We start from the raw sequence: 23626 nt of genomic DNA, 5'->3' as shown, positions 1-23626 counted from the left end.
GATATTGCCGGAGCGTGCTGACTTCATCGGGCATGAACGACTCCCTGCGACGGACGGCGGGTCAGAGTTGGAAGGTGATCCGTTCGGTGTCGAGGCCGCGGACGACCACGTGCCTGCGGTAGCTCAGTGAGTCCTCGTGCACGTGGAAGCCGCGCAGCCGGCGAGCCAGCTCACCGAACACGATCTCCGCCTCCAGCCGGGCCAGGCTGCTGCCGAGGCAGAAGTGCGCGCCGGCGCCGAAGGCGAGGTTCATCACGGCCGGCTTCCGGTCCGCGATGAACCGACCCGCCCTCGGGTGCACCCGCTCGTCCCGGTTGCCGGACGCGAGGACCAGGGTGACCACCGAGCCCTCGGGGATGTCGAGGCCGTTGATCCGGTCGGACCGCAGCACGACACGACCGGTCAGCATGATCGGGCAGTCGTAGCGCAGCGCCTCGCTGACCACGTCGCCGACGATCGCCGGGTCCTGCCGGAGCAGTTGGAACTGCTCCGGGTGGCGCGACATCGCGAGCAGGCCGTTGGTGATCAGGTTCGTGGTGGACTCGTGGGCCGCGGTGAACACGGTCACCACGACGTTCGTCACCTCACGTCGGCTCAGCCCGCGCCCGTCCTCCTGCGTGGAGAGCAGGCTGGAGATGAGGTCCTCGCCGGGGTTGCGGCGGCGCTTGTGGATGAGGTTCGCGAAGTAGCCGTGCAGTTCGGTGGTGGTGCGGATGATGCGGACGAGTTCCTCGCGGTCGAACATCGCGGCGGAGTGGAAGCTGGCCACCAGCGTGGGCAGCTCCGTGGACAGCGCCATGTCGCTGGACCACTCCCGCAGCATCGGGATGTCCTCGCCCGGGATGCCCAGGAGAGTCGCGATGACCCGCAGCGAGAGCACCGCGGCCAGGTCCTGCACGCCGTCGAACTCGCCGTCGGCCAGGCAGTCGCGGAGCAGTTCGTCCACGATCTCGCGGATCCACGGCTCGAAGCGCGCGGTGATCCGTGGCGTGAATGCCTTGCTGACCAGGTTCCGCTGCCGCCCGTGTCCGGGATCGTCCATGAAGAAGATCGAGTTGAGCACCGGCTCGTCGCCGCGGTCGCCGAAGAGTTCCCGCATCCCCGGCGCGTTGAACGTGTCACTGCCCATGGTCTTGTGGCTCTTGAGCACCGCCAGACAGTTGTCGTGGTCGCTCAGCAGCAGGGAACCGTCCGACGTCCAAAGCGGACCTTGCTCTCGCCACCGCTCGAACAACGGGTAGGGGTTCGCGAGCACCTCCCGGTCGAGCAGGGCGTGCAGCGGGTTGTCAAGCACGGTGGTCGGTGGGCGGCTTGGCACTGACATGGGCTAGCTCCTCTCCGTGGCACGGCCGGCAGTGCGACCGGTGTCCGATATCGCGTCGTCGAGCACTCCGTCGATCAGCGTGAACATCTCGTCGTCCGTGGCGCCGCTCAGGTCGGGCACCGCGGCCCGCTCGTCGGCGGTGCCGTCTTCCTGGCTGCGCAGCAGTCGCCGCAGTGTCGTAGTGATCTCCTCGGAGACGGGCGCGGACGGGCGCCGCCGGAGCAGGGCTGCCTCCAGCTCCCTCAGGCGGTCCAGTACGACCCGCTCGGCCGGGTCGCCCTCGTCGACACCGAGCGCGTCGCCGAGGTACCGGGCCAGCGCGGCGGCGGTGGGGTGGTCGTAGACCGCGGAGGCCGCCAGCGGCACTCCGGTGTCCGCGCCGAGCAGGTTGCGCAGCCGGACCCCGGCCAGCGAGTCCAGGCCCAGCTCCTGGAACGGCCGGTGCGCGTCCAGGTCTTCGGCCGGCCGGCCCGAAACGACGGCGACCCGGGCGGTGACCAGCTCCAGCAGCACCAACGACCGCCGCTGCGGCGCGGTGGCCGCCAGCCGCTCCCGCAACGCGCTCGCGGGTTCGGGCACGGTGTCCGCGCCCACACCTGGCAGTCCGGAGCACAGGCGCCCCGGCCGTGCGGCGGCGAACCGCGGCCAGTCCACGGCACCGACCGCGTACTGCGCCGCACCGCCGGACAGTGCCCGCTCCAGCGCGTCGAGCGCCCGGTCGGCGGGCATCGGCGTGGCGCCGCTGTCCGACCGCGAGCCGACAGGCCAGGACGTGGTCATCCCGGTGTCCAGCCAGGGGCCCCAAGCCAGGCTCGTCGCGGGCAGGCCGCCGGCCTGTCGATGGGCTGCCAGCGCATCCACGACGGCGTTGGCCGCGGCGTAGTTGCCCTGCCCCGGCGAGCCTGCGGTGCCGGCCAGCGAGGAGCACAGCACGAAGAAGCGCAGCGGATGGCCGGCGGTCAGCTCGTGCAGGAACCGCGCGCCATCCGCCTTCGCCGCGAACACCCGCGCCAGCCGGGCCTCGGACAGCGCCTCCAGCACCCCGTCGTCAAGCACCCCGGCGGCGTGCACCACACCGGTGAGCGACCGCCCGGCGAGCAGCCCGGCCAGCGCCTCGCGGTCCGCCACGTCGCAGCCGGCGATTTCGACCTCGGTACCCAGCGCGGTGAGTTCGGCGCGCAGTTCCGTCGCGCCAGGGGTCTCCACGCCCCGGCGGCCGACCAGCAGCAGGCGTTCCGCGCCCCGGGCCGCCAGCCGGCGGGCGACGTGCGCGCCGATGCCGCCCAGTCCCCCGGTGACCAGCACGGTGCCGATGGGCTCCGTCGTGGCGGGTTCGGTGCGGGGCACCGGGACCAGTCGCCTGGCGTACAGCAGCCCGTCCCGGATCGCGATCTCGTCTCTGGCAGCCAGCGCGGCGGGCAGCGCGGCCAGGTCCCCCGCGGCCGGTCGCAACGGCAGGTCCACCAGGCCGCCGTGCAGCCGGGGCGCTTCCATGCCCGCGACCCGGACCAACCCGCACACGGCGGCCTGCTCCGGATTCGCACGGTGTCCGCCGTGTCGGCCCGCACGGCGCCGCTGGTGATCGATCACAGGGGCGTATCCGCGCCTCTGGACAGCAGCGCCCGCAGCAGCGCCAGGGTGGCGGCCAGGCCGGTCGGCACCCGCGGCGTGTCCGAGTCCTCGGCCATCGCCAGGAGGGACACGATGCCGCCGCCCGGCAGGTCGGGCAGCAGCCGGTCCCAGTGCTCGCCGTCCACGGCGTCGCCGCGCACGGTGCGGGTCCCTTCGCCCAGCACGCCCGCCACGTCCTCGGTGAGCCGGTCCCAGTCCGCGCCCGGCGGGGCCACCACCAGCCACGGCCCCGGCGCGTCGGCGACCGGGCCGGGGACGGGCAGCAGCGGCCACTCGACACCGTGCAGCAGAGGGTCGGCGGGGGCCCCGTCGTCGTCGGGCAGCCAGAACCGCTGCCGGGTGAACGCGTAGCCGGGCAGGGGCACGGCCCGCCCGCCCGCGCACCAGGCCGCCCAGTCCACGTCGACCCCCCGGGTGTGCGCGGTCGCCAACGCCGTCAGCAGGCCGTGCACCTCGTCGGCGTCCGGCCGTAGCACCGGCAGGAAACCGTCCCCGCCCAGCGCCTCCTGGCCGAGCGCGCTGAGCGTCGCGCCCGGTCCCAGCTCCAGGTAGGTGCTGGTGCCCGCCGCGTCCAGAGCGCGCAGGCAGTCGTGGAAGCGCACCGGTTCCCGCGCATGCCGGACCCAGTACTCCGGGTCACGAAGCTCTTCGGTGACCCGTGCGCCGGTCACCGAGGAGACGACCGGAATCACCGGTGTCCGGAAGTCCAGTCCGGCCAGCACCTCCCGGAAGGGGTCCAGAACCGGGTCCATGTGGTGGGAGTGGAACGCGTGCCGCACCGCCAGGTGGTGCACGTGGGCCACCCGCTGCGAGATCTCCCGGACTGCGTCCGCGTCCCCGGCGAGCACCACCGAGGCGGGCCCGTTCACCGCGGCCAGCGCCACCCGGTCCTCGCGGCCGCGTAGCAGTTCCGGCACGTCGGCTTCCGGTACCTGGACCGCCACCATCGCGCCCTCGCCACCGAGTTCGCGCATCAGCCGCCCGCGCGCGGCCACCAGTGTGCAGGCGTCGGCCAGCGAGAACACGCCCGCGGCGTGCGCTGCGGCGAGCTCGCCGACCGAGTGCCCGGCCACCGCGTCCGGCCGCACCCCCATCGTGGTGAGCAGCCGGAACACCGCCACCTGAACCGCGAACACCGCGGCCTGCGCATGGTCGGTGCGTTCACCGGGTCCGTCCCGGAGGATCTCGGCGAGTGGCCGGTCCAGCAGCGGGTCCAGTTCGGCGGCGATCTCCTGGAGGGCCGCCGCGAACACCGGTACCCGGTCCTGCCCGTAGGTCGCCAGCAGCGCGGTGGCCTCGATCGGGTCGCCGAGTGGGGTGCCGGTGCCGTGCGCCTCCACCGCGTCCACCTCGCCGGGCGCCAGGCCCGCGACGGCCAACGCGTCCCGGATCACCCGCTGCTGGGCCGATCCGTTCGGCGCGGTCAGCCCGTTGGACGCGCCGTCGGAGTTGAGTGCCGAGCCGCGCAGCACGGCGAGCACCCGGTGGCCCCGTTCGCGCGCGGTGGAAAGCCGCTCCATCACCAGCAGGCCGGCGCCCTCGCTCCACGCGGTGCCCTCCGCGGCCGCGTCGAACGGTTTGCACCGGCCATCCGGGGCGAGCACCCCCACCTGGGAGAACTCCACGAACAGCGTCGGCGTGGTGAGCACCGTGATGCCACCCGCCAGCGCGACCGTGCACTCACCGGCCCGCAGCGCCTGCGCGGCCTGGTGCAGCGCCACCAGCGCGGAGGAACACGCCGTGTCCACCGTGATCGCCGGGCCGTGGAAGCCGAACGTGTAGGCCAGCCGCCCCGACGCGACGCTGCCCGCGTTGCCGATCGAAACGTCGCCGGTGAGGTCCTCGGGCGTCCGGTGCGCGCGGCGCGCATAGTCGTTGCCCATCAGCCCGAGGTAGACACCGGTGCGGGTGCCCCGCAACGCGGTCGGGTCGATCCCGGCGTCTTCCAGCGCGTGCCAGACCAGTTCCAGCAGGATGCGCTGCTGCGGGTCCATCGAGACCGCCTCGGCCGGGGCGACGCCGAAGAAGCCGTTGTCGAACTCGGCGATCCCGTCCAGGAAGCCGCCGTGCCGCACGTAGCTGCGCCCGCCACGGCCCGGCTCCGGGTGGTAGACCTCGTCCAGGTTCCAGCCGCGATCTGCCGGGAACTCGGTGATCGCGTCCCGCCCGGCGGCCAGCAGCGCCCACAGCTCGTCCATGGTGGACACCCCGCCGGGAAAGCGGCAGCTCGCGCCGACCAGCACCACCGGGTCGTCCATGTCGTGCGGGCCGGGCCCGGCGACCGGTGTCCGGCCGCCGGGTATCGCGTCGGGGAGCTGCCCGGACAGGTACCCGGCCAGGGCCGTGGGGGTGGGGTGGTCGAACACCGCGGTCGCGGGGAGCCGCACCCCGGTCGCGGCGGTGAGCCGGTTGCGCAGCTCCACCCCGGACAGCGAGTCGAAGCCGATGTCGCGGAACGCCCGCGTCGGGTCCACCCGGTGCTCTACGCCGAGCACGGAGCCCACCGTGGCCAGCACGAGATCGAGCACCGACCGCTCGCCACCGGAGACGAACACGGGCGCCGCGGCCACGGCGGCCGGCCGGGCCGCGCTCCGCCGGACGCCGAGCAGCCCGGCCCACACCGGAGCCCGCTCCGGACCTGCCGCACACACGTTGGCCAGGTCGAAACGGGCGGGCACGGTGCACGCCAGGTCGGTGCCCAGCGCCGCGTCGAACAGTGCGAGCCCGTGTTCGCGGGACATCGGCACGAGCCCGGTTCGCCGCAGCCGGGCCCGGTCGGTGTCGCCCAGCCGCCCGGTCATGCCGGTGTCCTGCGCCCAAAGTCCCCACGCCATCGACGAAGCGGACAGTCCCCGCGAGCGGCGGTGCTGCGCCAGCCCGTCCAGCCACGCGTTGGCGGCCGCGTAATTCGCCTGCCCCGGCGTGCCGAGGACACCGGCTACGGAGGAGAACAGCACGAACGCGGCCAGGTCAAGGTGCTCGGTCAGTTCGTGCAGGTTGCGCGCACCCTCGACCTTCGGTCGCAGCACCGCGTCGAGCCGTTCGGCGGTGAGGGAGCGCACCGTGCCGTCGTCCAGCACCCCGGCGGCGTGGATCACCGCGGTCAGCGGGCGGTGCGCGGGGATCGCCGCCAGCAGCTCCGCGAGGGCGGCCCGGTCGGCGACGTCGCATGCCACGACCGTGATCTCGGCGGTGCCGGTCAGGTCCTCAAGACCGGAGTCGAGCGCCGCCGTGCCGCCCCGCCGTCCCGCCAACACCAGGTGCCGCACCCCGTGCTCGGTGACCAGGTGCCGGGCCAACTCCCGGCCGAGTACGCCGGTCCCGCCTGTGATCAACACCGTGCCTCCGGCGAGGGCGGGCCGGTCCCCCGTCCGCGTCACCCGAGCCAGCCGCGGCGCGAACACCTGCCCGCCCCGGATGGCGATCTCCGGCTCACCGGTGCCCAACGCCAGCTCCAGGGCGGAGTCGGCGTCCTCGGGGTCGCCAGGGCGGTCCAGGTCGACCAGCACGAACCGGCCGGGATGTTCGGTCCTGCCGTGCGGACCAAGCCCCAGACCGCCGCGGCGTCGGGGTCCTGGTCGTCCTCCGGGGCGACCGCGACCGCACCACGGGTCCGCACGATCAGGGGACCGTCCGTCGCCTTCTCGTCGTCGGCGCCCAAAAACTCGCGGACCCGCGCCAGTGCTTCCTCCGGCCCGGCCACGTCCACGATCGGCGCGTCCACGATCGCCGGGGTGGGCCGCCGCGCAACCGACACCCAGTCCAGCCGGTGCAGCGCCCGGTCCACGCCCGCCGCCCCCGACCGCACAGGCCCCACGGGCGGAGCGCGAGCGCGCTGATCGTGGCCACCGCTTCCCCCGCCGCGTCGGCGAGCGCCACGGCGAACGAGTCGTTGCCCTGCGGACTCAGCCGCACCCGCAACGCTGTGGCTCCGACCGCATGGAGTGCGACCCCGCTCCAGGAGAACGGCAACCTCACCGGCGCGTCCCCCGCATCCAGCAGCAGCGGGTGCAATGCGGTGTCGAGCAGGGCCGGGTGCAGGCCGAACCGCCCGGGATCGACCGGAAGTTCGACCTCGGCCCAGCGCTCCGCACCGAGCCGCCAGGCCCGCCGCAACCCCTGGAAGGCCGGCCCGTACTCGTAACCTCGCTCGTCGAGCCGTGCGTACTCGCCGTCGAGGTCGATCTCCTCGGCACCGGCCGGCGGCCACTCCGCCAGGGTCGCGCCGGCGGACCCCGCGGCCCGGAGCGTCCCCGTCGCGTACCGGGTCCACGGCGCGTCCGGCGCGGACCGGGCGTACATCGCCAGCGTGCCCGGACCCGTCTCGCCGATCGCGATCTGCAACTCGGTCTCGCCCCGCTCGGGCAGCACCAGTGGGCTCTCCAGCACCAGCTCGTCCAGCATCGGCAGCCCCGCCCGCTCACCCGCGTGCAGCGCCAGTTCGACGAACGCGGCCCCGGGCAGCAGCACGGTGCCGCGCACCTCGTGCTCGGCCAGCCAGGGGTGCCGGGCGAGAGAGAGCCGACAGGTGGCGACCAGGCCACCGCCGGCGAGCTGGACCACCGAGTCCAGCATCGGATGCCCGGCGACGGGCCCGGACGCGGCGGTGGGCAGCATCCAGTACCGCTGCTGGCGGAACGGGTAGGTCGGCAGCCCCACACTCCGGGCGTCGTCGAACAGCCCGTTCCAGTGCACGTCCACACCGTGCACGGCTGCCTCGGCCACCGCCAGCAGGAAGCGGTCGGCATCACCGTCGTCCCGTTTCAGGGTCTCCAGCACCACGCCGCCCCCGTCGTGGTCCTCCTGGTGGTCTTCGAGGATCTGCCGCACGCCGCCGGCGAGCACCGGATGCGGGCTCGACTCCAGGAACGTGGTGTGCCCGGCGACGACCAGCCCGCGCACCGTCGCCTCGAACTCGACCGTGGCGCGCAGGTTGCGGTACCAGTAGTCCGCGTCCAGCCCGGTGGTGTCCACCGGACCGCCGGTCACGGTCGAGTGGAAGGGAACCTCGGCCGCCATCGGAGTCACCGGCGCCAGCAGTTCGCGCAGCTCCGCACGCAGCAGTTCGACCTGCGCCGAATGCGAGGCGTAGTCCACCGGCAACAGGCTCGCCCGTATGTCCTCGGCGACCAGGGCGGCGGCGAACTGTTCGACCGCCTGGACGGCGCCCGAGACCACCGTCGAGCGCGGCCCGTTGACCGCGGCCACCGAGAGATCCTCGCCCCAGCGGGCCATCGACTCTTCGACCGCCGCTCTCGGCAGCCCCACCGACAGCATCCGGCCCGTACCGGAGAGCGCCCGCAGTGCCCGGCTGCGCAGCGTGACGATCCGCGCCCCGTCGTCCAGGGACAGCGCGCCGGCTACGGTCGCGGCCGCGATCTCGCCCTGGGAGTGGCCCACCACCGCGGCCGGCCGCACCCCGTGTGCCCGCCAGAGTCCGGCCAGCGACACCATGACCGCCCACAGCGCGGGCTGCACCACGTCCACCCGGAGCAGCGCGTCCGCGTCGGTGAGCACGTCGCCCAGGTTCCAGTCCACGTACGGCGCCATCGCGTCCTGACAGGCCGCCATGTGCCCGGCGAAGACCGGGCTGGACTCCAGCAGTCCCGTGGCCATCCCGGTCCACTGCGTGCCCTGGCCGGGGAACAACAGCACCGGACCGGTGTCCCGGCAGGGTGACCCGACGACCGTGCCCGGTGCCGAACCGCCCTCGGCGAGCGCGTCCAGTCCGTGCACCAACGAGTCCCGGTCCCGGCCGAGGACGGCGGCCCGGTGCTCGAACCTGGCCCGGCCGGTCGCCAGCGTGAACCCGGCGTCCAGCAGACCGACCCGGTCCGGGCGGAGCCGCTCGGCCAGCCGGCCGGCCTGCTCCCGCAGCGCCTCCGCCGACCGTGCGGACAGCAGCAGCGGCACCGCGGACGCCGGTCGCGGTGCCGCGGCGGGCGCGGGTTCCGGCGCCTGTTCCAGGATCACATGGGCATTGGTGCCGCTGATGCCGAACGAGGACACCCCAACCCGGCGCGGGAGTCCGGTCTCCGGCCACGGCGTGTCCTCCGCGAGCGGGGTGACCCTGCCGGACTCCCAGTCCACGTGCGGGCTGGGTTCGGTCAGGTGCAGGATGCGCGGCAGCACGCCGTCGCGCGTGGCGTGCACCATCTTCAGGATGCCCGCCACCCCGGCAGCGGCCTGCGTGTGCCCGATGTTCGACTTGACCGACCCCACCAGCAGCGAGCGCGCCCGCTGCGGGCCGTGCACCGCCAGCAGCGCCCGTGCCTCGATCGGGTCGCCGAGCCTGGTGCCCGTGCCGTGCGCCTCCACCGCGTCGACGTCCGCCTCGGACAGTCCGGCGTCGGCCAGCGCCGCCCGCAACACCCGTTCCTGAGCCGGCCCGCTGGGTGCGGAGAGCCCGTTGGAGGCCCCGTCCGAGTTGACCGCGGTGCCGCGCACCAGCGCGTGCACGGTGTGCCCGTGCCGCAGGGCGTCGGAGAGCCGTTCCAGCACCAGCATTCCGACGCCCTCGGACCAGGCCGTACCGTCCGCCGTCACGGAGAACGGCTTGCACCGGCCGTCCGGGGCGAGGCCCCGCAGCCGCGAGAACTCCACGAACATCTCCGGGGTCGCCATCACCGTCACCCCGCCGGACAGGGCCAGGTCGCACTCGCCGAGACGCAGCGACTGCACCGCGAGATGAGTGGTCACCAACGACGAGGAGCAGCCGGTGTCCACCGTGACCGCGGGGCCGGTGAGGCCGAGCACGTAGGCCACTCGGCCGGACACCACGCTGGAGGTGTTCCCGGTGATCAGGTACCCCTCCAGCCCGTCCGGGACGGTATGCACCCGGGGCGCGTAGTCGTGCATCATCGAGCCGGCGAACACGGCCGTGCGGCTGCCCCGCAGCGAGGTGGGATCGATGGCCGCGTTCTCCAGGGCCTCCCACGCCGTCGTGAGCAGGAGGCGCTGCTGCGGATCGGTGGTCAACGCCTCGCGGGCGGAGAGCCCGAAGAACTCGGCGTCGAAATGGCCGGCGTCGTAGAGGAAGCCGCCGTGCCGGACGTAGGAGGTACCGGGCCGGTCCGGGTCGGGATCGTAGAGGGCCGCCAGGTCCCAGCCCCGGTCGTCCGGTAACTCGCCGATCGCGTCGATCCCGTCCCTGGCCACCTGCCAGAGCCCTTCCGGGTCGGCTATTCCGCCCGGGTAGCGGCACGCCATTCCCACAATCGCAATCGATTCGCCCGGCATCCGGTGCCCTCCCAGAGAAGTTTGGACTTTGTCGGCCACCATGGACGCAAAATCATTCACCGAACTCGCGACCATCTAACCAAACGCCGATAAATCGAGGTGCATCACCATGATTAGCGCCCAGACTCATTCCACACAACACCTCCAACCGACCAAAATCTGGGACTTTCGATAGAAACTTCGACCTGTTGTCAAGAATTTCCACCACTACCGTGACGCGGAGCAGATCCCGCCGAATTCCGCTGCCCGCCAAAAGCGAGGCAACCATTCCGTCGCACGGGCCATCCCTCGGCGAGCACTCCCTTTGACCGTCGCCGGGCCATCCGCGGAGAACGGCCAAAATCGCAGGCCACGAGTTCGACCAGTGGCGCCGCTCGATTACCGGGCAGCGGGACAACTCACCCCTACCCGAAACTCAAATATCAGATTACACAAGCAAGTCATGGAAATGCACCTGAACGAGCAGGCCGCCACATGAACCGCCATGACCGCAAGCCCTTCGTCCGGAAAACGCGGCGCGGTCCATACCCCTGCCCAAATTTGACCGGCGCGAAATGAACCACCTCTCCCGCAACTCGGTAAACGCATGGCTGACGGCCGGCGCTTTTTGTCTCCGTCACCAAGTGACCGGGAGTACCGATACCGAGAACGCGGAGCCGTTGACGTAGCGCAGTTCGTCGCGTGGCGTGGCCAGGCGCAGAGTGGGGATGCGCCGGAAAAGAGTGTCGAGGACGATGCGCAGCTCCAGCCGGGCCAGATTCCTGCCGAGGCACTGGTGCGGTCCCCAGCCAAAAGCCAGGTGCCTGCGATTGTCCCTGGTGACATCGAACGCGTCCGGGTCGGCGAAGGCCGCGGGGTCGCGGTTGGCGGCGGCGGACAGGGCGGCGACACCCTCACCCGTCCGTACCAGAGTGCCGCCGACCTCGACGTCCGCCGTGGCGCGACGTATCAGGGACAGCTCGGCGACGGAGAAGAACCGCAGCAGTTCCTCCACCGCCGCCGGGGTCAGGCCCGGGTCGGCGGTGAGGAGGGCGAGCTGGTCGGGGTGTTCGAGGAGAGCCAGGACCCCGAGTGCGGTCATCGTGGCGGTGGTCTCCAGGCCCGCGACGACCAGGAGTATGCACAGTTCGACCATGGCCCAGCGGCTCTCGTCGCCGCTGAAGAGCTGGTGGCCCGCCAGCCTGCCCAGCAGGTCCTCGGGCCGCTCGGTCATCTTGGTGGCGCACAGCGCGTCGAAGTACGCGATCAGAGAGCGGAAGGACTCGGCGCGATCCGCATCAGCGGAGTCGTGGGCCGTCAGCACCGTGGTGTTGGTGGTGAACTCCTGCCGGTCACTGGTCGGGATGCCGAGCAGCTCACACAGCACCAGACCGGACATCGGCACGGCCAGCGCGGACACCAGGTCGGCGGACTCGGCGCCGGCCAGTACATCGTCGAGCAGACCGTCGACGATGCACTGGACCTTGGGGCGCAGTTCTCGCATGCGGCCGATGGCGAACTCGCCGGCGACCGCACGACGAGCGGGGCCGTGCTCGGGTGGGTCCATCTCGATCAGCGAGGGCCTGAAGCCGGGGAACACGGTCTCGCCGACGCGCATCCACGGGAAGTCCGGGTGCGAGCGGTCGGAGCTGAACCGGGCGTCGCCGAGCACGGCGCGGACGTCTTCATGGCGTGCGGCGACGAACACGGTGCGTCCGCTCGGACCCGTCAGCCTGGGCAGGCCGGGGTGCTCGCGCAGGCTGGCGTAGTCCGGCGGCAGGGAGAAGGGGCAGGTTCGAGACATCGGCCAAGTCTCGGCTCGCAGCGGGCTCTGGTCGTGCATGGTCACCACCTCGACTCCTTCGGAAATCAAGGACGACCGTATGACTGGTGATTCCCAAATTTCCGTAGGATCCCGTTGAGGTCGGAACTCAGCCATCCGTCCGAATCACCCGGGGGAAGCCGTGACTGTGCCGACGCTGATCCTTCCGGGGGCGACGGGAGACGTTGCGCGGGCTTCTGGACGTCTACGCCCGGTTCCTCGACCGGCAAGCGGACCGCCGCGCCTACCTGCTGTGACCGCCCGGGCAGGAGGGCGAATCGCCACGGTTCCCACCGTATTTCGACCCCGTCGCCGATCCTGTCGCGGCGGTGGTCCACGGCGCGAAGGGTGCCGGGGCCGCGGTGCTCTTCGGTACCACGGGCCAGATCAGTGGCGCGTACACGGCTGTCATCGTCGGAATCTCGGCGCCGGTGATCCTCACGCAGCTCAGTCGCGTCCAGTCAGTGAGCGACGCACTCACTGGAGGGGCACGACCTGAGGCCGGCGTCGACGAGCGGATGACTGAACCTGCCCAGCCCGCACCGATCCCTCAGCAGTCGGCTGCCGCGCCCCCTGGGGAACCCGGCTCTGTGCCGCCCGGATGCGCCGCACACATACGTAAGGACGGCGCACACGTAAGGGATACAACGGGGCCCCGTGCGGGCCGTGTCGGAGGAGAAGGGCACATCGCCCCTCGGCGACCATCCGGACCTCGTCCCTCAACCGGTACACAGCCTGCCGCCAGACAGCCGGCCAGGACAGCGGCCGCCGGACCGGGGCTGTCTGTCCGCAGACAGCCCCGGTCCGGGATGTCAGGTTCATCGCGCAGTGGCGCTCACTTCTCGCACAGCGCCGTGTCGAGCAGCTCGTACAACGGCTGGACGGGGTTACTGAGAGGGGTGAGCGCATTGGTCACCACGGCGGCGTGGCGGCCGTCCTCGGTGACCATGGTCTGCGTGTAGTAGCCCGTCACATCGCCGTCGTGCCCCCAGGCCACACCGCCGCAGGGCAGGGGGTGCTTGATCAGACCGAGTCCGTAGCCGAGGCCGGGGGCGATGTCCCTGGCCTTCTTCATCTCGGCCAGGCTCGCCGGTGACACGACCCTGCCGCCGATCAGCGCCTGGTAGAAGGTGCTGATGTCCTGTTCCGTGGAGATCATCGCGCCTGCGGTGCTGTAGATGGACGGCTCGAATGCCGTCAGTACGTCCGTCCAGAAGAAGAACGGGCCGATACGAACGCCGTTGTACCCGTGCACCGCCGGCTCGGCCACGGCGCGGTTGCCTGCGGCAGGGAACGTGGTCTGGGTGAGATTGAGCGGCTGGATGATCCGGCTCGTGATCACCTGCGCCACCGGTGAACCGGTGACCTTCTCGATGAGAAGGCCGAGGATTTCGTAATTGGTGTTGGAGTAGTGCCACTCCGCGCCCGGCGCTGAGGCCGGGGGATGCTTGAGCCCGTCCCGCACCAGTGCGGCCAGGGTGAAGGTACCGTCCGGGTTGGCCTCCGGGGCCGTCGTGGTGTTGGTCGGGATTCCGCTGGTGTGCTGCAGCAGTTGCCGCACCGTGATGGTGTTCCCGTCGTAGCCGTTGCCGTCGACCACTCCGGGAAGGTACTTCTCGATCGGTGCGTCGAGGGAGACCTTGCCCTCGTCGACGAGCTGCATCACCACCGCCGCGGTGAAGCTCTTGGTCTGGCTCCCGATGCGGTAGTGGTCGGCCGGCCGGATGGGCGTGTTCGTGTTGATGACGGCCGTACCGGCGGAGTAGGTCCAGAAGTCGGGGCCGCTGCCGGCGAGGATCCCGGCCCCGGGACCCCCGGCCGCCTGGAACTTGCTCAATGCCGCCCGCGCGGCGGCGTGGTCATCGGCCTGCTGGGCGGACGCCGACGACGGCAGCATCAGCACTGCCGCTGTCACCGCGCCCAGCACGGCTGTCAGTCTTCTCGCGCGCGACTTCCCTGCCACAGCTCCCCCTTGGTGGGTCCCGGTACACAGGCACGAACACGCGGAATTCTCGCCGTCTTCAAGCCGTCGCCAGAAGTGGGTTGTCGGCCAAGCACATCCGGTCAGGGGGATACCAGGGGGCACCGGTTCCCCAGCTCCCGTGCCGTCGTGCCCTCGTGCCCTCGTACAGCGGCGTCTCGCCGTTGTCCCAGCGCACACGGTGCCGCTGCCGACCTCGCCCCGGGTGCCTCCCGATCCGTGAACAAAGCCGGACCCAGCTTGATTGCGCCCCCATCACCCGGCTACGTAGACCGTGGGCAATATGACGGAGAGCTCGTCGTCATCTGGGCACTGCTGACTGCGGGAGCCTGGGTGGTGTTGGGTCGGACAGTCACCTGGGCCTTCCATGTCGCAGGTGCGTCCCCGTACCTGACGGCGTGGGTTGCTGTCCTGGTCCTGGTCGGCGTGTTCTCCGTCGCCTTCGTTGCGGTCACCGCCGGGCCGGGCCGCACCCGTCGGCCGGCGCTGATCGCTCTGGCCCTCGTGGCCGGCGTCGTCCTGCTCGCGGCGTGGGCCTGGCGGTAGCTGTGGTGATGCTCGTACGGGCTCAGCGCAGGTGGTGCGGTCCGCGCACCGCTGGTCTGACCTGGACTCCGTAACCGTCGTCGCCGGTGGTTCGTTGACGTGATGCGTCCATCGCATCCGTCCCCCGCGGATGGGGCTGAAGAGGCCTGAGCCGGTCGGTTCAGGCCCCTCACTCATACTCCGCAGCGCCGACCATGCCGTGACCGGGCTGCAACGAGCCCAGGCCGGCTCCCGGCCATCGCCATGCGCGGCCGCAGTGTGGGCGCGCCGCTTCGCCTTCCACGTGCTGCTCTTGCGGGGCCTTGGCGGCCAACCGGGCCTGGTGCGGCGCGACGCGGGCGAGGCCGACCCGCTACCGGGAATCCTTCGACCTGGCAGCTGCGGACTGCCCTGCCACCAGTGCTGTTCCCCGGCGCCTGGTGGAAGCCGGGACCCGAGCCGGCGTGCGCCGACCGTCGGCTGTGATGCCTCTCCACTGGTCGGGTCGGCTTCGTTCTCGCTGACGGGGCCCTTCACCAGCAGCACGGCGGCAGCCTGCAGCAGGCCGGCCTGGACCGGCACCGTTTCCAGCGCTGTCAGCGCGACCGTGGCCTGCGCCGCGGCTGGCACGGCGCCGGCGTCAGACGTAGACGGCACGTACGACGGTGACCGTCAACACCGCGGTGCTGACGTAGTAGCGGACCACGACTCCGCTCACCGTGGCCTCACGGCGGTCCGCGTCGGCTTTGACCGGGGTCGAGCCGTGTCCGTATGGATCAGCAGCCAGCTTCTGCATCCCCGCGTCGAAGGAGATCCTCAACGACCGCGGCATCGAACGGCGGGCCTCGTCGGCGGGTGGGGCGTACTGCAGGCGGTAGATCACGCGACCTCCGCGCCCGGTCCGGCGTCGACGGCGCCGATGTCTTCGCCGCGGGCCAGGCGCTCGAAGAGGGCTTCGTCCTCGTCGTCAGCCCCCGTGCCGGCCAGGGCCCAACGCACCAGGGCGGCTGGCAGTTCGGCCGCCGGCAGGTGCTCGATCTCCCGGTCGAACTCCGTGGCCTGGTCGGTTGTCATGGTGGCGCGGATCGCGGCGATGGTGCCGGGCAGCTCCACGAGTTCCCCGCCGATGACGGTCTTGAGAGTGGCGTCCATGAGTGCCTCCTTCCGCCCGTACCGTACGCCTTCGCGCACCGCCCGGTCTTCCGATCGCGGTTACCTACCGACCGGTGGTCTCGGCGTCTTTGTCGTGGCCGCCACGAGGCTTCATTCCTCGATCCACGCCTTGCCGGGAGTCGAGCGGGCGCCTCGCCGGCGTCGGAGGCTGTATCGAGTGGCCAGGGTCCATGCGGTGCGTGTGGCGTCCTCCACCCACGCGTGGCCGGCGGCGGGCAGACCGTGGGCCCCGGTCAGGTGGCGAGCGATGTGGTCCTCGGGGATGTGCTTGTTGCCGTGCCCGAGGTACTTCAGGACGTACACCGCGTGGCAGTCGACGTCTGCCACGCCTCCCCTGCCACTGAGGATCTCCTCGAACCGATATCCGATCTTGGACGCGATGTTGTGGTCGCCTTCGCCCCAGAAGCTCGTCACCGACGGACGCGGAAGGATGTCGATGAGGTCGATCAGGTGGGCGAGGTCGGGATCGTCGGCGAGAGTGACGGTGTCGTGCACGAGGCCGCCTCCCAATGACGCGGACGCGCGGTCAAGACTGCTGCCGCATGTCATCGAATCCCGCGGACGACGACACACCCGCGTACTGCATGTCTGCCCTGTTCTTTGCCTGCAATGGCTGAGAACAGCGCCCGGGTGGACCGTCGCAACCTCCGTCGCCGATGCCGCGCCGGCGTCAGACAGCATCGAGGAAGAATCAGGACATTGTTCCGCATTGGTAACTTGCAGCGCGTCCGAGACGCTTTGGGGTGATTGACCAGAAAGATCCCCTATACCGGTAACCAGCCGGCAGATCCATGTCGTAATCGGCGAGGCCCTCGCCGTATTGCGCGAGGAAGGGATTCGTTCATGTCCTACAGCAAGCGCATCGCCGCCGCCGTACTCGTAGCTGGCGCGGTCCTCGGAGTCGGCGCACTTCCCGCCTCCGCCGCGGACCGTGGCTACGACCACGGCCATCACCGTGGCTACCACGGCCGTCACCTCGGCTACCACCACGACCGTGACGGATGGCGGCACGGCGGTGAGGGTTTCCGGAGCGAGGGATGGCGGCACGACCACGGCGGCTCCCGCGGATGGCGGCACGGCCGCCACAACTGGCGGTAGGCCGACGAGGCACCGGGGGCGGCGCAGTGAGCCGATGCAGGCCAGGTGATGAGGATCCGGGGATGTGAGCGGGCGTCACCAAAGGCTTGATTCGGATTCGGCTGGACAGCCGGCCCCGGGCACCGCGAACCGGGTGTGGGGCAGGCCCGCCGGTTCACTGTTCAGGGCCGGCAGGCTGTAGGCGTTGCCCGCCGATGCGGTCGCCGGTGTCCCGTGGCCAAGGAGACGGCCGCGGGACACCGGCGACCCGTAGGTCAGGCTGCGTACCAGCTCCAGATGTAGGGAGACATGGGAGTGCCGTAAACCTGCGCGATGTCCGACGCCGACAGCGGGCTGTAAACCGTCTCGTGACCAGGTGGTGAATGGCCGATGGACGCGGAGGCCACCAACCGTTCGTGCACGCACATCGGTTGACCCATGATGGCGGACCGCCATGCGCCGGCGCTCGAACTGGCCGTGTCGCCACCGTTCCAGGCCAGAGCGCCAGCATCATGAGTGCCATGGACGAGGCCAGCGAAGTCGTCACCGAAGACGAGGTGAACGGCCTGCCCGATGAGGACCGCGACGTCGGCTGGCACGACGACGACGCGTACCCAGAGGGCCACTGACGCCGGTGTCCGGGCAGGGGCCGTCACACGTCCTGTTCGGACACCGGCAGCGTATAGACGACGCGGACCCGGAACCGGCGCACGGCTATACACGCCCACGGCAGCCCGGTGAGCGGCCAGGCCACGGATCAACTGAAGCACCCCCACCCGCGTGGGGAAGAGTTCGTCCCGCCCATGGCACCGACAGTCGCGGACGGAGCACTCCCGTCCGTGCCGGGAAGAGCCTCGTCCAACTGCGCGGCACCGCCAGGTGGGCGGAGCACCCCCACCCGCGTAAGCGCTGACCGCCGTCGCCGACCACTGGTGGCGCGGGGGTGCCTAGGAGTTGTCTTCAAATGTCACGCCCACATCAGGAGCGATGCGAGGGTGACGGCTGCTTGATAGGACTCGACGGTTTTGTCGTAGCGGGTGGCGATGCCACGCCATTGCTTCAACCGGTTGAAGCAGCGTTCGACCACGTTGCGCTGCTTGTAGAGCTGCCTGTCGAAGGCCGGCGGGCGTCCGCCCCGGCTGCCGCGCCTGAGCCGGTTACGGATCTGGTCGGCCCGTTCGGGGATGGTGTGGCCGATGCCGCGCCGCCGGAGCCAGGCGCGGATGGCCTTCGAGCTGTAGCCCTTGTCGCCCAGGACGTGGGCGGGCCGGACCCGTGGCCGTCCGAGACCGACCCGGGAACCCGAATCGCCTCCATCACGGCGGTGAACTGGGTGCAGTCGTTGGTGTTGCCACTGGTGACAGTGAAGGCGAGCGGGCGGCCCAGGGCGTCGCACGCCAGATGGATCTTGCTGGTCAGACCGCCCCTGGACCGTCCGAGTGCGGGCTCGCGCAGCCCCCTTTTCGGGCCCCGGCAGCGTGCTGGTGGGCGCGGACCACGGTGGAGTCCACCGACACGAGCCAGTCGATGTCCCCGGCCGCGTCCGCCCTCGCCTGGGCCTCCCGCAGCATTCGCTCGAACGTGCCGTCCAGGGCCCACCTGCGAAAACGGGTGTGCAGCGTGGCCCACGGTCCATACCGCTCCGGGACATCACGCCAAGCCGTGCCGGTACGGAACTTCCACACGATCCCGTTGAGCACGGTCCGATCGTCCAGCCGCTTCCTGCCCCGCAACGACTCAGGCAACAAGGGCCGGACAAACTCCCACTCGGCATCGGACAGTTCATGACGACGTATCACCCAACCATGATCCACCACTCAAGATCATTTGAAGACGCGCCCTAGGTGCGCCATCTCTCGCTGTCAGGCTTGGCGGGCGTAGGACGTGAGGCGATCGGCGAGCACGGTGACGAGGTCGCGCAGTTCATCGGGGCGCTCGATGACGAACGGCCGGTCGAGTGAGGCGAGTACCGGAGGCAACCAGTCGAGCCGCTCCGCCCGCAGCTCGACGCGCAGCCAGCGCTCGGTCCCCCGGTCCGCGCTTGCCACGGGCGTGCACTCCTCCAGGGTCGCAACGCTGGCGGGAAGGCGGGCCCGGATCTGCTCAACTGTCCCGTGGATCCGCAAGGTCACCTCATGCCGGTACTCGGCCGTGGCGAACCCTGACAACACGCGCTGCGCCGGTCCCGGAACCATGGGCGCTTCGAATGAGCCGGGCAGGGTCCGCGCGTCTGCGATGCGATCGAGCCGGAAGGTTCGGTTCTCGTCGATCTGGGCGTCCTTGCCCGTGACATACCACCGGCCTTCATGGGCGACGATCCCGTATGCGTGCAGTGTGCGTTCGCTGCGCCGTCCGTCGCGGTCGGTGTAGCGGATCGAGACCGGGCGTCGGTGGCGCACCGCATCGGCGAGGGTGAGCAGGGCCTCGGAGTCCGGGGTGTCGAACTCGCCGGGCTGATCAGTGAAGGCGAGAGCCTCCAGGAGCGTGTCGAGCCGGCGGGCGATGTGCTTGGGCAGCACCCGCCGGATCTTCGCCGATGCCGTCTCGCTTGCCGTGCGTTCCGTCGTCGTCAACCCTGCCCAGCGGCCGGCGATCAGGCCGAGCAGCACGGCCAGTGCCTCGTCGTCGCTGAGCATGAGCGGAGGCAGACGGTACCCGGGGGCGAGCCGGTACCCGCCGTAGCGGCCGCGCACCGATTCCACGGGCACGTCCAGGTCGATCAGTTGGTCCACATAGCGCCGCACGGTGCGCCCTTCGACGCCGAGTCGGTCGGCGAGTTCGGCCACCGTCCGGGTACCGCCCGACTGCAGCAGTTCCAGGAGTGTCAGCACGCGGCCAGTGGGTCGAGGCATGTGCACAACCTAGCGCGGATACAGGACCGATTCTGTCCACTATTTCTCCTAGCCTGCGACGTACACGCCTCCAACACAACCAAGGAGATCCCCATGAACTTCGTCTCGGTCCGCATCATCACCAGCGACGTAGCGCGCCTCGTCGAGTTCTACGAGCGAGCCATGGGAGCACTGACGACGTGGGCCACCGAGGACTTCGCCGAACTCAGGACCCCGGGCGCCACCCTCGCGATCGCCGGCACCCGCACCGTCCCGCTGTTCGCCCCGGGCTCCGCCCGCCCGGCGGACAACCACAGCGTGATCACCGAGTTCCTCGTCGACGACGTGGACCGCGTTCACCAGAACCTGACCGGCTTCGTCACCGACTTCGTCACCGAGCCCACCACGATGCCCTGGGGCAACCGGTCCCTGCTGTTCCGCGACCCCGACGGCAACCTCGTCAACTTCTTCACCCCCGTCACCCCGGCGGCCATCGAAAAGTTCGCACCGCCGCGCCGGCGACCGTCCATGGAGGACGTCGTGGAATCAACGTCCTGAGACGTCACGCCTAGAACGAGGGCGCCGCGCGGTCATCGCGGCAGCCGTCGAGCGTGCGGCGCAGCAGTGCCGCCATCACGGGGGCCGGGGAGGATCGGAACCGGTTTTAGAGGGAGCGGCGTTGGGCCGCCGTCCCGGTCGGCGCCGGGACGGCGGTACGTTCAGCGGGCTGGGTGTGGCGGGGGCCCGACGTCGGTGTTGGACTTGGCCGCGAGTGCGTCGGTGGGGCGAAGCTGCTCAGTTCGATGGCGAGCAGCGCGCGGACGAAAGTGTTCAGCGCGATCCAGTCGGTCCGGGCCTCGAAGCCGCGGTAGCCGTCGTCAGGGCCGGTTCGGGTCGGGGTGCACCACCAGGAAGAGCGACCAGGCCGGCGCAGCCGGGTCATCCGGGCGGGCGGCGAACTCCTCCAGCAGATCCTGGAGCCGGGTGCGGAACTCTTCCATCTGTGGCGGCGGCAGGCGCAGCGCCATCCTGGTGCCCTCAGCCTCGGCCGCGGGGACGAGGGCAAGTTCCTCCAGGAACGCGTCGAGCATCGACCGGTCCTGTGCGGGCGCCTCGATGCGCCAGGTCTTGCGCGTCGCCAGATACGGGATCTCCCGTGCACCGCGCGCGCCGCGCCGTTCCTCTTGGGCCGCCAGGAAGCCAGTGCGCACCAACGTCCTGGTGTGGTGCAGCACGCTGGCCGGGTCACGGCCGAGGATCGCCGCGATCTCCTTGTTCGTGCGCGGCTCCCGCACGCAGATGCGCAGGATGCGCAGGCGGAGCGCGGAGGCGAGTGCCTTCGCCTCCGCGTCGGTCGCGGGCCGACGTTCAGTCATGACCGGCAGCCTACTGAACAGCTGACAGCACGCTGAAGAGCCGCACCACGAGTGATTGACAAATCACAATCACTCATCCAGTGTGCCGCTGTGCCCTTCACGGCCCAAGGAGGGCCGAGCGACCGCTCTGCGGAACTCCCACCCACACCCACCGCGGCCCGAACGAACGAGGTCAACCATGCCGAACCGAACGACCGGCGGACCCGCCGCTCCCGAAAGTCCCGACGGGTCGGCCAGCGCCCCAGCGCCCAGGTCGGTGTCCTGGATCAGTCCCATCGAGGCTCCCCTGGGGCCCGGGGAGAGCACGAACGACTACGACCGCTTCGCCGAGGCGTACGCGGCCGAGAACGAGACCAGCCTCATCAACGCCTACTACGCGCGCCCCGCGATCGTGGACCTGGCCGGCGACGTGACGGGCCGCCGGATCCTGGATGCCGGCTGCGGCGCCGGCCCCGTCGCCGAGGCCCTGCGTGAGCGGGGCGCCGCCGTGGCCGGCTTCGACTCCAGCGCCGGGATGCTGGCGCTGGCCCGACGACGGCTCGGCGACGACGTGGTGCTGGAACGCGCCGAACTGGGCGGCCCGCTGCCGTTCGCCGACGCCGGGTTCGACGACGTCGTCGCCTCCCTGGTCCTGCACTACCTGGAGGACTGGACGACGGCCCTGGCCGAACTGCGGCGCGTGCTGAAGCCCGGCGGCCGGCTCATCCTGTCCGTCAACCACCCCTTCGTCAGCCAGATGGCGGCACCGCGCGGAACCGACTACTTCGCGACCCGCTCCACCTCCGAGATGTGGGAACTCGGCGGCGCCAAACACCTGATGACCTTCTGGGACCGGCCGCTGCACGCGATCACCGACGCGTTCACTGCGGCCGGCTTCCAGATCGACGTCATCAGCGAACCGGCCCCGGCACCCGGCGCCCGCGAACGGTTTCCCGAGGTGTTCGCGCAGAAGCAGTCGGGCAAGTTCCTGTGCTTCCTGTTCTTCGTCCTCACGAAGGCCTGACCTTCGCCCGGGGCCCGATCGCCGTCCTCGCGAAAGCATGACAGCCTTGGTTCACCCGGTACAACGACGGGCGGTTCGTCCTGCGCGACGGCAACCACATCCTGATCAACGAGATCCTCGGCACCAGCACCTCCGCCTGGCTCAACCGGGTTCTGCTCGAAGCCTCATCCACGGTGGCCGCCGCCACGGATGCCGCCTGTGCCACGCCGCCATCGTCGACGTCGCTGGCCGCGATCTGCTGATGACCGGGCCGAGCGGTGCCTGGAAGACCGACCTCGCTCTCAGACTCGCCGGCAGTCTCCGCCCACATCGTCACGATCGACCGCGACGTCATCGGCCATGACGGAGACAAACCAATCGCCGAGACACTGCCGTTCGGGAATGAACATCCACAACGACACCCTCCGGCACCTCGGCTGGGACAAGGCCCTCTTGAGCCGACACCCGCCGATAGGGGGCGCAGGTACCCGGACGGTTCCACGGCGGTGTCCTTGGCCGCGACCATGAACCAGTAGGCGATGCCGAAGAGGAGCCCGCCGAGGAGCCCCGCCACCAGCCCGTCCGCGAGTTGGAAGGCGAAGGAGTCGAAGAGGGTGCCGACCACGCCGTCGACCAGCCCGATGGCCACGCAGATCACCAGCGAGGTCACCAGCGTGCGGGGAACCCGGCGCAGTCCGTGCCCCAGCCGCCACCACTCCAGGTCGGGGGTGTCCAGGCGGGTCAGGTGGTGGGCCAGGTAGCCGAGCCAGTACTGGGCACGTTCCGGGTCGAAGGTGCGGCGCGACCCGCTGCCGGGGTGGTGCCCGGGCCGAGGGCGGTAGACGGTGGCGGTGAAGTTGTCGAGGAGGTGGTCCTCCAACTCCTCGGGGGTGCGAAAGCGCCGGGTGTCGAGGAGCGCGGCCGGGTCGTGGTCGGGGGTGTCGCTGTAGACGGCGCGGGCGAGGGTGACCATCAGCGGAGTGGTCAGCACCGCGGCGAGGTTGGCGGCGGCCCGACTACCCGGTCGCTCGCGCAACTCGTTCAGCACGGGATCCCAGGACGTCGCCGCAGGGTTCCCGCCGCGAGCCTCGCGCGTGGTGCGCGGCAGATAGTAGACCAGGTCATTCAGGGTGAGATCGGTCAGTTCCACCTCGGCTGCGGAGGCGAGCACCCGGTCTCCGCCACTGCGGCGGCGTACTCGGACGGACGGCTCGTCAGCAGCAGGGGAAGGGTGGTGGCGTTGAGCGCCTGCAGTGCGGGGCGCCGCAGGCCATCGGCGATCTCGCCGAAGCCGTCCAGGACGGTGAGTATCCGGCCGGTCTCGACCAGCGCGGCGGCCGGGCGTCGAGCTCTTGCTGCTGTGGTGCCGGCTTTCTCGCTGTGGCCTCGCCGGCGTCCGGCAAGGCGGCCTCCCGCTGTTCAGGCTGGCCGGTGGCGTTCGGCACACGCGCTGGTCGGATGGTCAAAGGCCGGGGTGCGGGCGCATCGGCAGTCTGCCCTGTCGCGTCCTGGCACGGTCCGCCCATCTTCGGGCCGTGCCGGCAACGGTCTACCGGCGCTTCACCCAATGGAGCCGGTACCGGGCCTGGGCCCGGCTGCACCGCGTTATCCTCGACGAACTCGGTGCCGGGGCTAGCTGGACCGGTCGAAGTGCGCGGTCCACTCGGTCAGCCTCCGGGCGGCAC

The 23626-nt window shown here is 70.9% G+C and carries 15 protein-coding genes and 3 pseudogenes; 5 read left to right on the top strand and 13 right to left on the bottom strand.

Features of this window, described 5'->3' with window-relative positions:
• Positions 1–61: 61 nt before the first annotated feature.
• From MOV08_RS43055 to MOV08_RS43030, 6 genes and pseudogenes are all read right to left on the bottom strand, one after another.
• Positions 62–1324 carry a cytochrome P450 gene (locus MOV08_RS43055; RefSeq protein ID WP_275311591.1) on the bottom strand — a complete coding sequence of 421 codons (1263 nt, stop codon included), beginning with the start codon at positions 1322–1324 and terminating at the stop codon, positions 62–64.
• A 3-nt stretch (positions 1325–1327) separates the two neighbouring features.
• Positions 1328–2818, bottom strand: coding sequence for a beta-ketoacyl reductase (locus tag MOV08_RS43050; RefSeq protein ID WP_275311590.1), 1491 nt, complete (start codon positions 2816–2818; stop codon positions 1328–1330).
• Positions 2819–2910: 92 nt separating this feature from the next.
• On the bottom strand, positions 2911–6465 hold the full coding sequence (locus tag MOV08_RS43045) for an SDR family NAD(P)-dependent oxidoreductase (RefSeq protein WP_275311589.1): 3555 nt from the start codon (positions 6463–6465) through the stop codon (positions 2911–2913).
• Between the two features lie 319 nt (positions 6466–6784).
• Positions 6785–10234: pseudogene (locus tag MOV08_RS43040) on the bottom strand (type I polyketide synthase); the annotation flags it as partial.
• A 577-nt stretch (positions 10235–10811) separates the two neighbouring features.
• Positions 10812–11978, bottom strand: coding sequence for a cytochrome P450 (locus MOV08_RS43035; protein ID WP_275311587.1), 1167 nt, complete (start codon positions 11976–11978; stop codon positions 10812–10814).
• Between the two features lie 853 nt (positions 11979–12831).
• Entirely contained in the window at positions 12832–13911 is a 1080-nt protein-coding gene (locus MOV08_RS43030) for a serine hydrolase domain-containing protein (protein ID WP_275311586.1), read from the bottom strand.
• Between the two features lie 402 nt (positions 13912–14313).
• Between MOV08_RS43030 and MOV08_RS43025 the strand changes: the two genes are divergently transcribed.
• Entirely contained in the window at positions 14314–14523 is a 210-nt protein-coding gene (locus MOV08_RS43025) for a hypothetical protein (protein ID WP_275311585.1), read from the top strand.
• Positions 14524–15142: 619 nt separating this feature from the next.
• Here MOV08_RS43025 and MOV08_RS43020 read toward each other — a convergent pair.
• The 3 genes from MOV08_RS43020 to MOV08_RS43010 form a co-directional block, all read right to left on the bottom strand.
• A complete protein-coding gene (locus MOV08_RS43020) occupies positions 15143–15334 on the bottom strand; it encodes a hypothetical protein (RefSeq protein ID WP_239010319.1) in 192 nt (63 codons plus the stop codon).
• 47 nt (positions 15335–15381) lie between these two features.
• The gene (locus MOV08_RS43015; protein WP_275311584.1) at positions 15382–15654 is read right to left on the bottom strand and encodes a hypothetical protein; all 273 of its coding nucleotides are present in this window, start codon (positions 15652–15654) and stop codon (positions 15382–15384) included.
• Positions 15655–15765: 111 nt separating this feature from the next.
• Entirely contained in the window at positions 15766–16170 is a 405-nt protein-coding gene (locus tag MOV08_RS43010) for a hypothetical protein (protein WP_275311583.1), read from the bottom strand.
• A gap of 348 nt (positions 16171–16518) precedes the next feature.
• Here MOV08_RS43010 and MOV08_RS43005 point away from each other — a divergent pair, with 348 nt between their 5' ends.
• The gene (locus MOV08_RS43005) at positions 16519–16773 is read left to right on the top strand and encodes a hypothetical protein (RefSeq protein WP_275311582.1); all 255 of its coding nucleotides are present in this window, start codon (positions 16519–16521) and stop codon (positions 16771–16773) included.
• 946 nt (positions 16774–17719) lie between these two features.
• On the opposite strand, the pseudogene MOV08_RS43000 reads toward MOV08_RS43005, so the two are convergent.
• Positions 17720–18548: pseudogene (locus tag MOV08_RS43000) on the bottom strand (IS5 family transposase).
• A gap of 66 nt (positions 18549–18614) precedes the next feature.
• Entirely contained in the window at positions 18615–19604 is a 990-nt protein-coding gene (locus MOV08_RS42995) for a helix-turn-helix transcriptional regulator (RefSeq protein WP_275311581.1), read from the bottom strand.
• Between the two features lie 93 nt (positions 19605–19697).
• Between MOV08_RS42995 and MOV08_RS42990 the strand changes: the two genes are divergently transcribed.
• Positions 19698–20141 (top strand): VOC family protein, encoded by a 444-nt coding sequence (locus MOV08_RS42990; protein WP_039628653.1) that lies wholly within the window; start codon positions 19698–19700, stop codon positions 20139–20141.
• A 320-nt stretch (positions 20142–20461) separates the two neighbouring features.
• Here the strand turns inward: MOV08_RS42990 and MOV08_RS42985 are convergent, their stop codons facing one another.
• On the bottom strand, positions 20462–20959 hold the full coding sequence (locus tag MOV08_RS42985; RefSeq protein WP_039628655.1) for an ArsR/SmtB family transcription factor: 498 nt from the start codon (positions 20957–20959) through the stop codon (positions 20462–20464).
• A 256-nt stretch (positions 20960–21215) separates the two neighbouring features.
• Here MOV08_RS42985 and MOV08_RS42980 point away from each other — a divergent pair, with 256 nt between their 5' ends.
• Complete coding sequence (locus tag MOV08_RS42980; protein WP_275311580.1) at positions 21216–21962, top strand: class I SAM-dependent methyltransferase; 747 nt, start codon at positions 21216–21218, stop codon at positions 21960–21962.
• Here the strand turns inward: MOV08_RS42980 and MOV08_RS42975 are convergent.
• Complete coding sequence (locus MOV08_RS42975; RefSeq protein ID WP_275311579.1) at positions 21949–23112, bottom strand: hypothetical protein; 1164 nt, start codon at positions 23110–23112, stop codon at positions 21949–21951. The two genes, MOV08_RS42980 and MOV08_RS42975, sit on opposite strands and share 14 nt — an antisense overlap.
• A 373-nt stretch (positions 23113–23485) precedes the next feature.
• Between MOV08_RS42975 and MOV08_RS44330 the strand changes: the two are divergent.
• A pseudogene (locus tag MOV08_RS44330) lies at positions 23486–23622 on the top strand (IS5/IS1182 family transposase); the annotation flags it as partial.
• Positions 23623–23626 lie beyond the last annotated feature (4 nt).

The sequence above is a fragment of the Streptomyces yunnanensis genome (assembly GCF_029011865.1).
GTDB lineage: Bacteria > Actinomycetota > Actinomycetes > Streptomycetales > Streptomycetaceae > Streptomyces > Streptomyces yunnanensis.
Note: the sequence above shows the minus strand (reverse complement) of the source record. Positions and strands in the feature narration are given on the sequence as shown.

What these genes read in the sequence shown, in the direction of transcription:
- MOV08_RS42985 (WP_039628655.1), bottom strand. Translation starts at nt 20,959, where the DNA reads ATGACTGAACGTCGGCCCGCGACCGACGCGGAGGCGAAGGCACTCGCC.
- MOV08_RS43055 (WP_275311591.1), bottom strand. Translation starts at nt 1,324, where the DNA reads ATGTCAGTGCCAAGCCGCCCACCGACCACCGTGCTTGACAACCCGCTG.
- MOV08_RS43015 (WP_275311584.1), bottom strand. Translation starts at nt 15,654, where the DNA reads ATGGACGCCACTCTCAAGACCGTCATCGGCGGGGAACTCGTGGAGCTG.
- MOV08_RS43005 (WP_275311582.1), top strand. Translation starts at nt 16,519, where the DNA reads ATGTCCTACAGCAAGCGCATCGCCGCCGCCGTACTCGTAGCTGGCGCG.
- MOV08_RS43050 (WP_275311590.1), bottom strand. Translation starts at nt 2,818, where the DNA reads ATGGAAGCGCCCCGGCTGCACGGCGGCCTGGTGGACCTGCCGTTGCGA.
- MOV08_RS43035 (WP_275311587.1), bottom strand. Translation starts at nt 11,978, where the DNA reads ATGTCTCGAACCTGCCCCTTCTCCCTGCCGCCGGACTACGCCAGCCTG.
- MOV08_RS43020 (WP_239010319.1), bottom strand. Translation starts at nt 15,334, where the DNA reads ATGCCGCGGTCGTTGAGGATCTCCTTCGACGCGGGGATGCAGAAGCTG.
- MOV08_RS42990 (WP_039628653.1), top strand. Translation starts at nt 19,698, where the DNA reads ATGAACTTCGTCTCGGTCCGCATCATCACCAGCGACGTAGCGCGCCTC.
- MOV08_RS42995 (WP_275311581.1), bottom strand. Translation starts at nt 19,604, where the DNA reads ATGCCTCGACCCACTGGCCGCGTGCTGACACTCCTGGAACTGCTGCAG.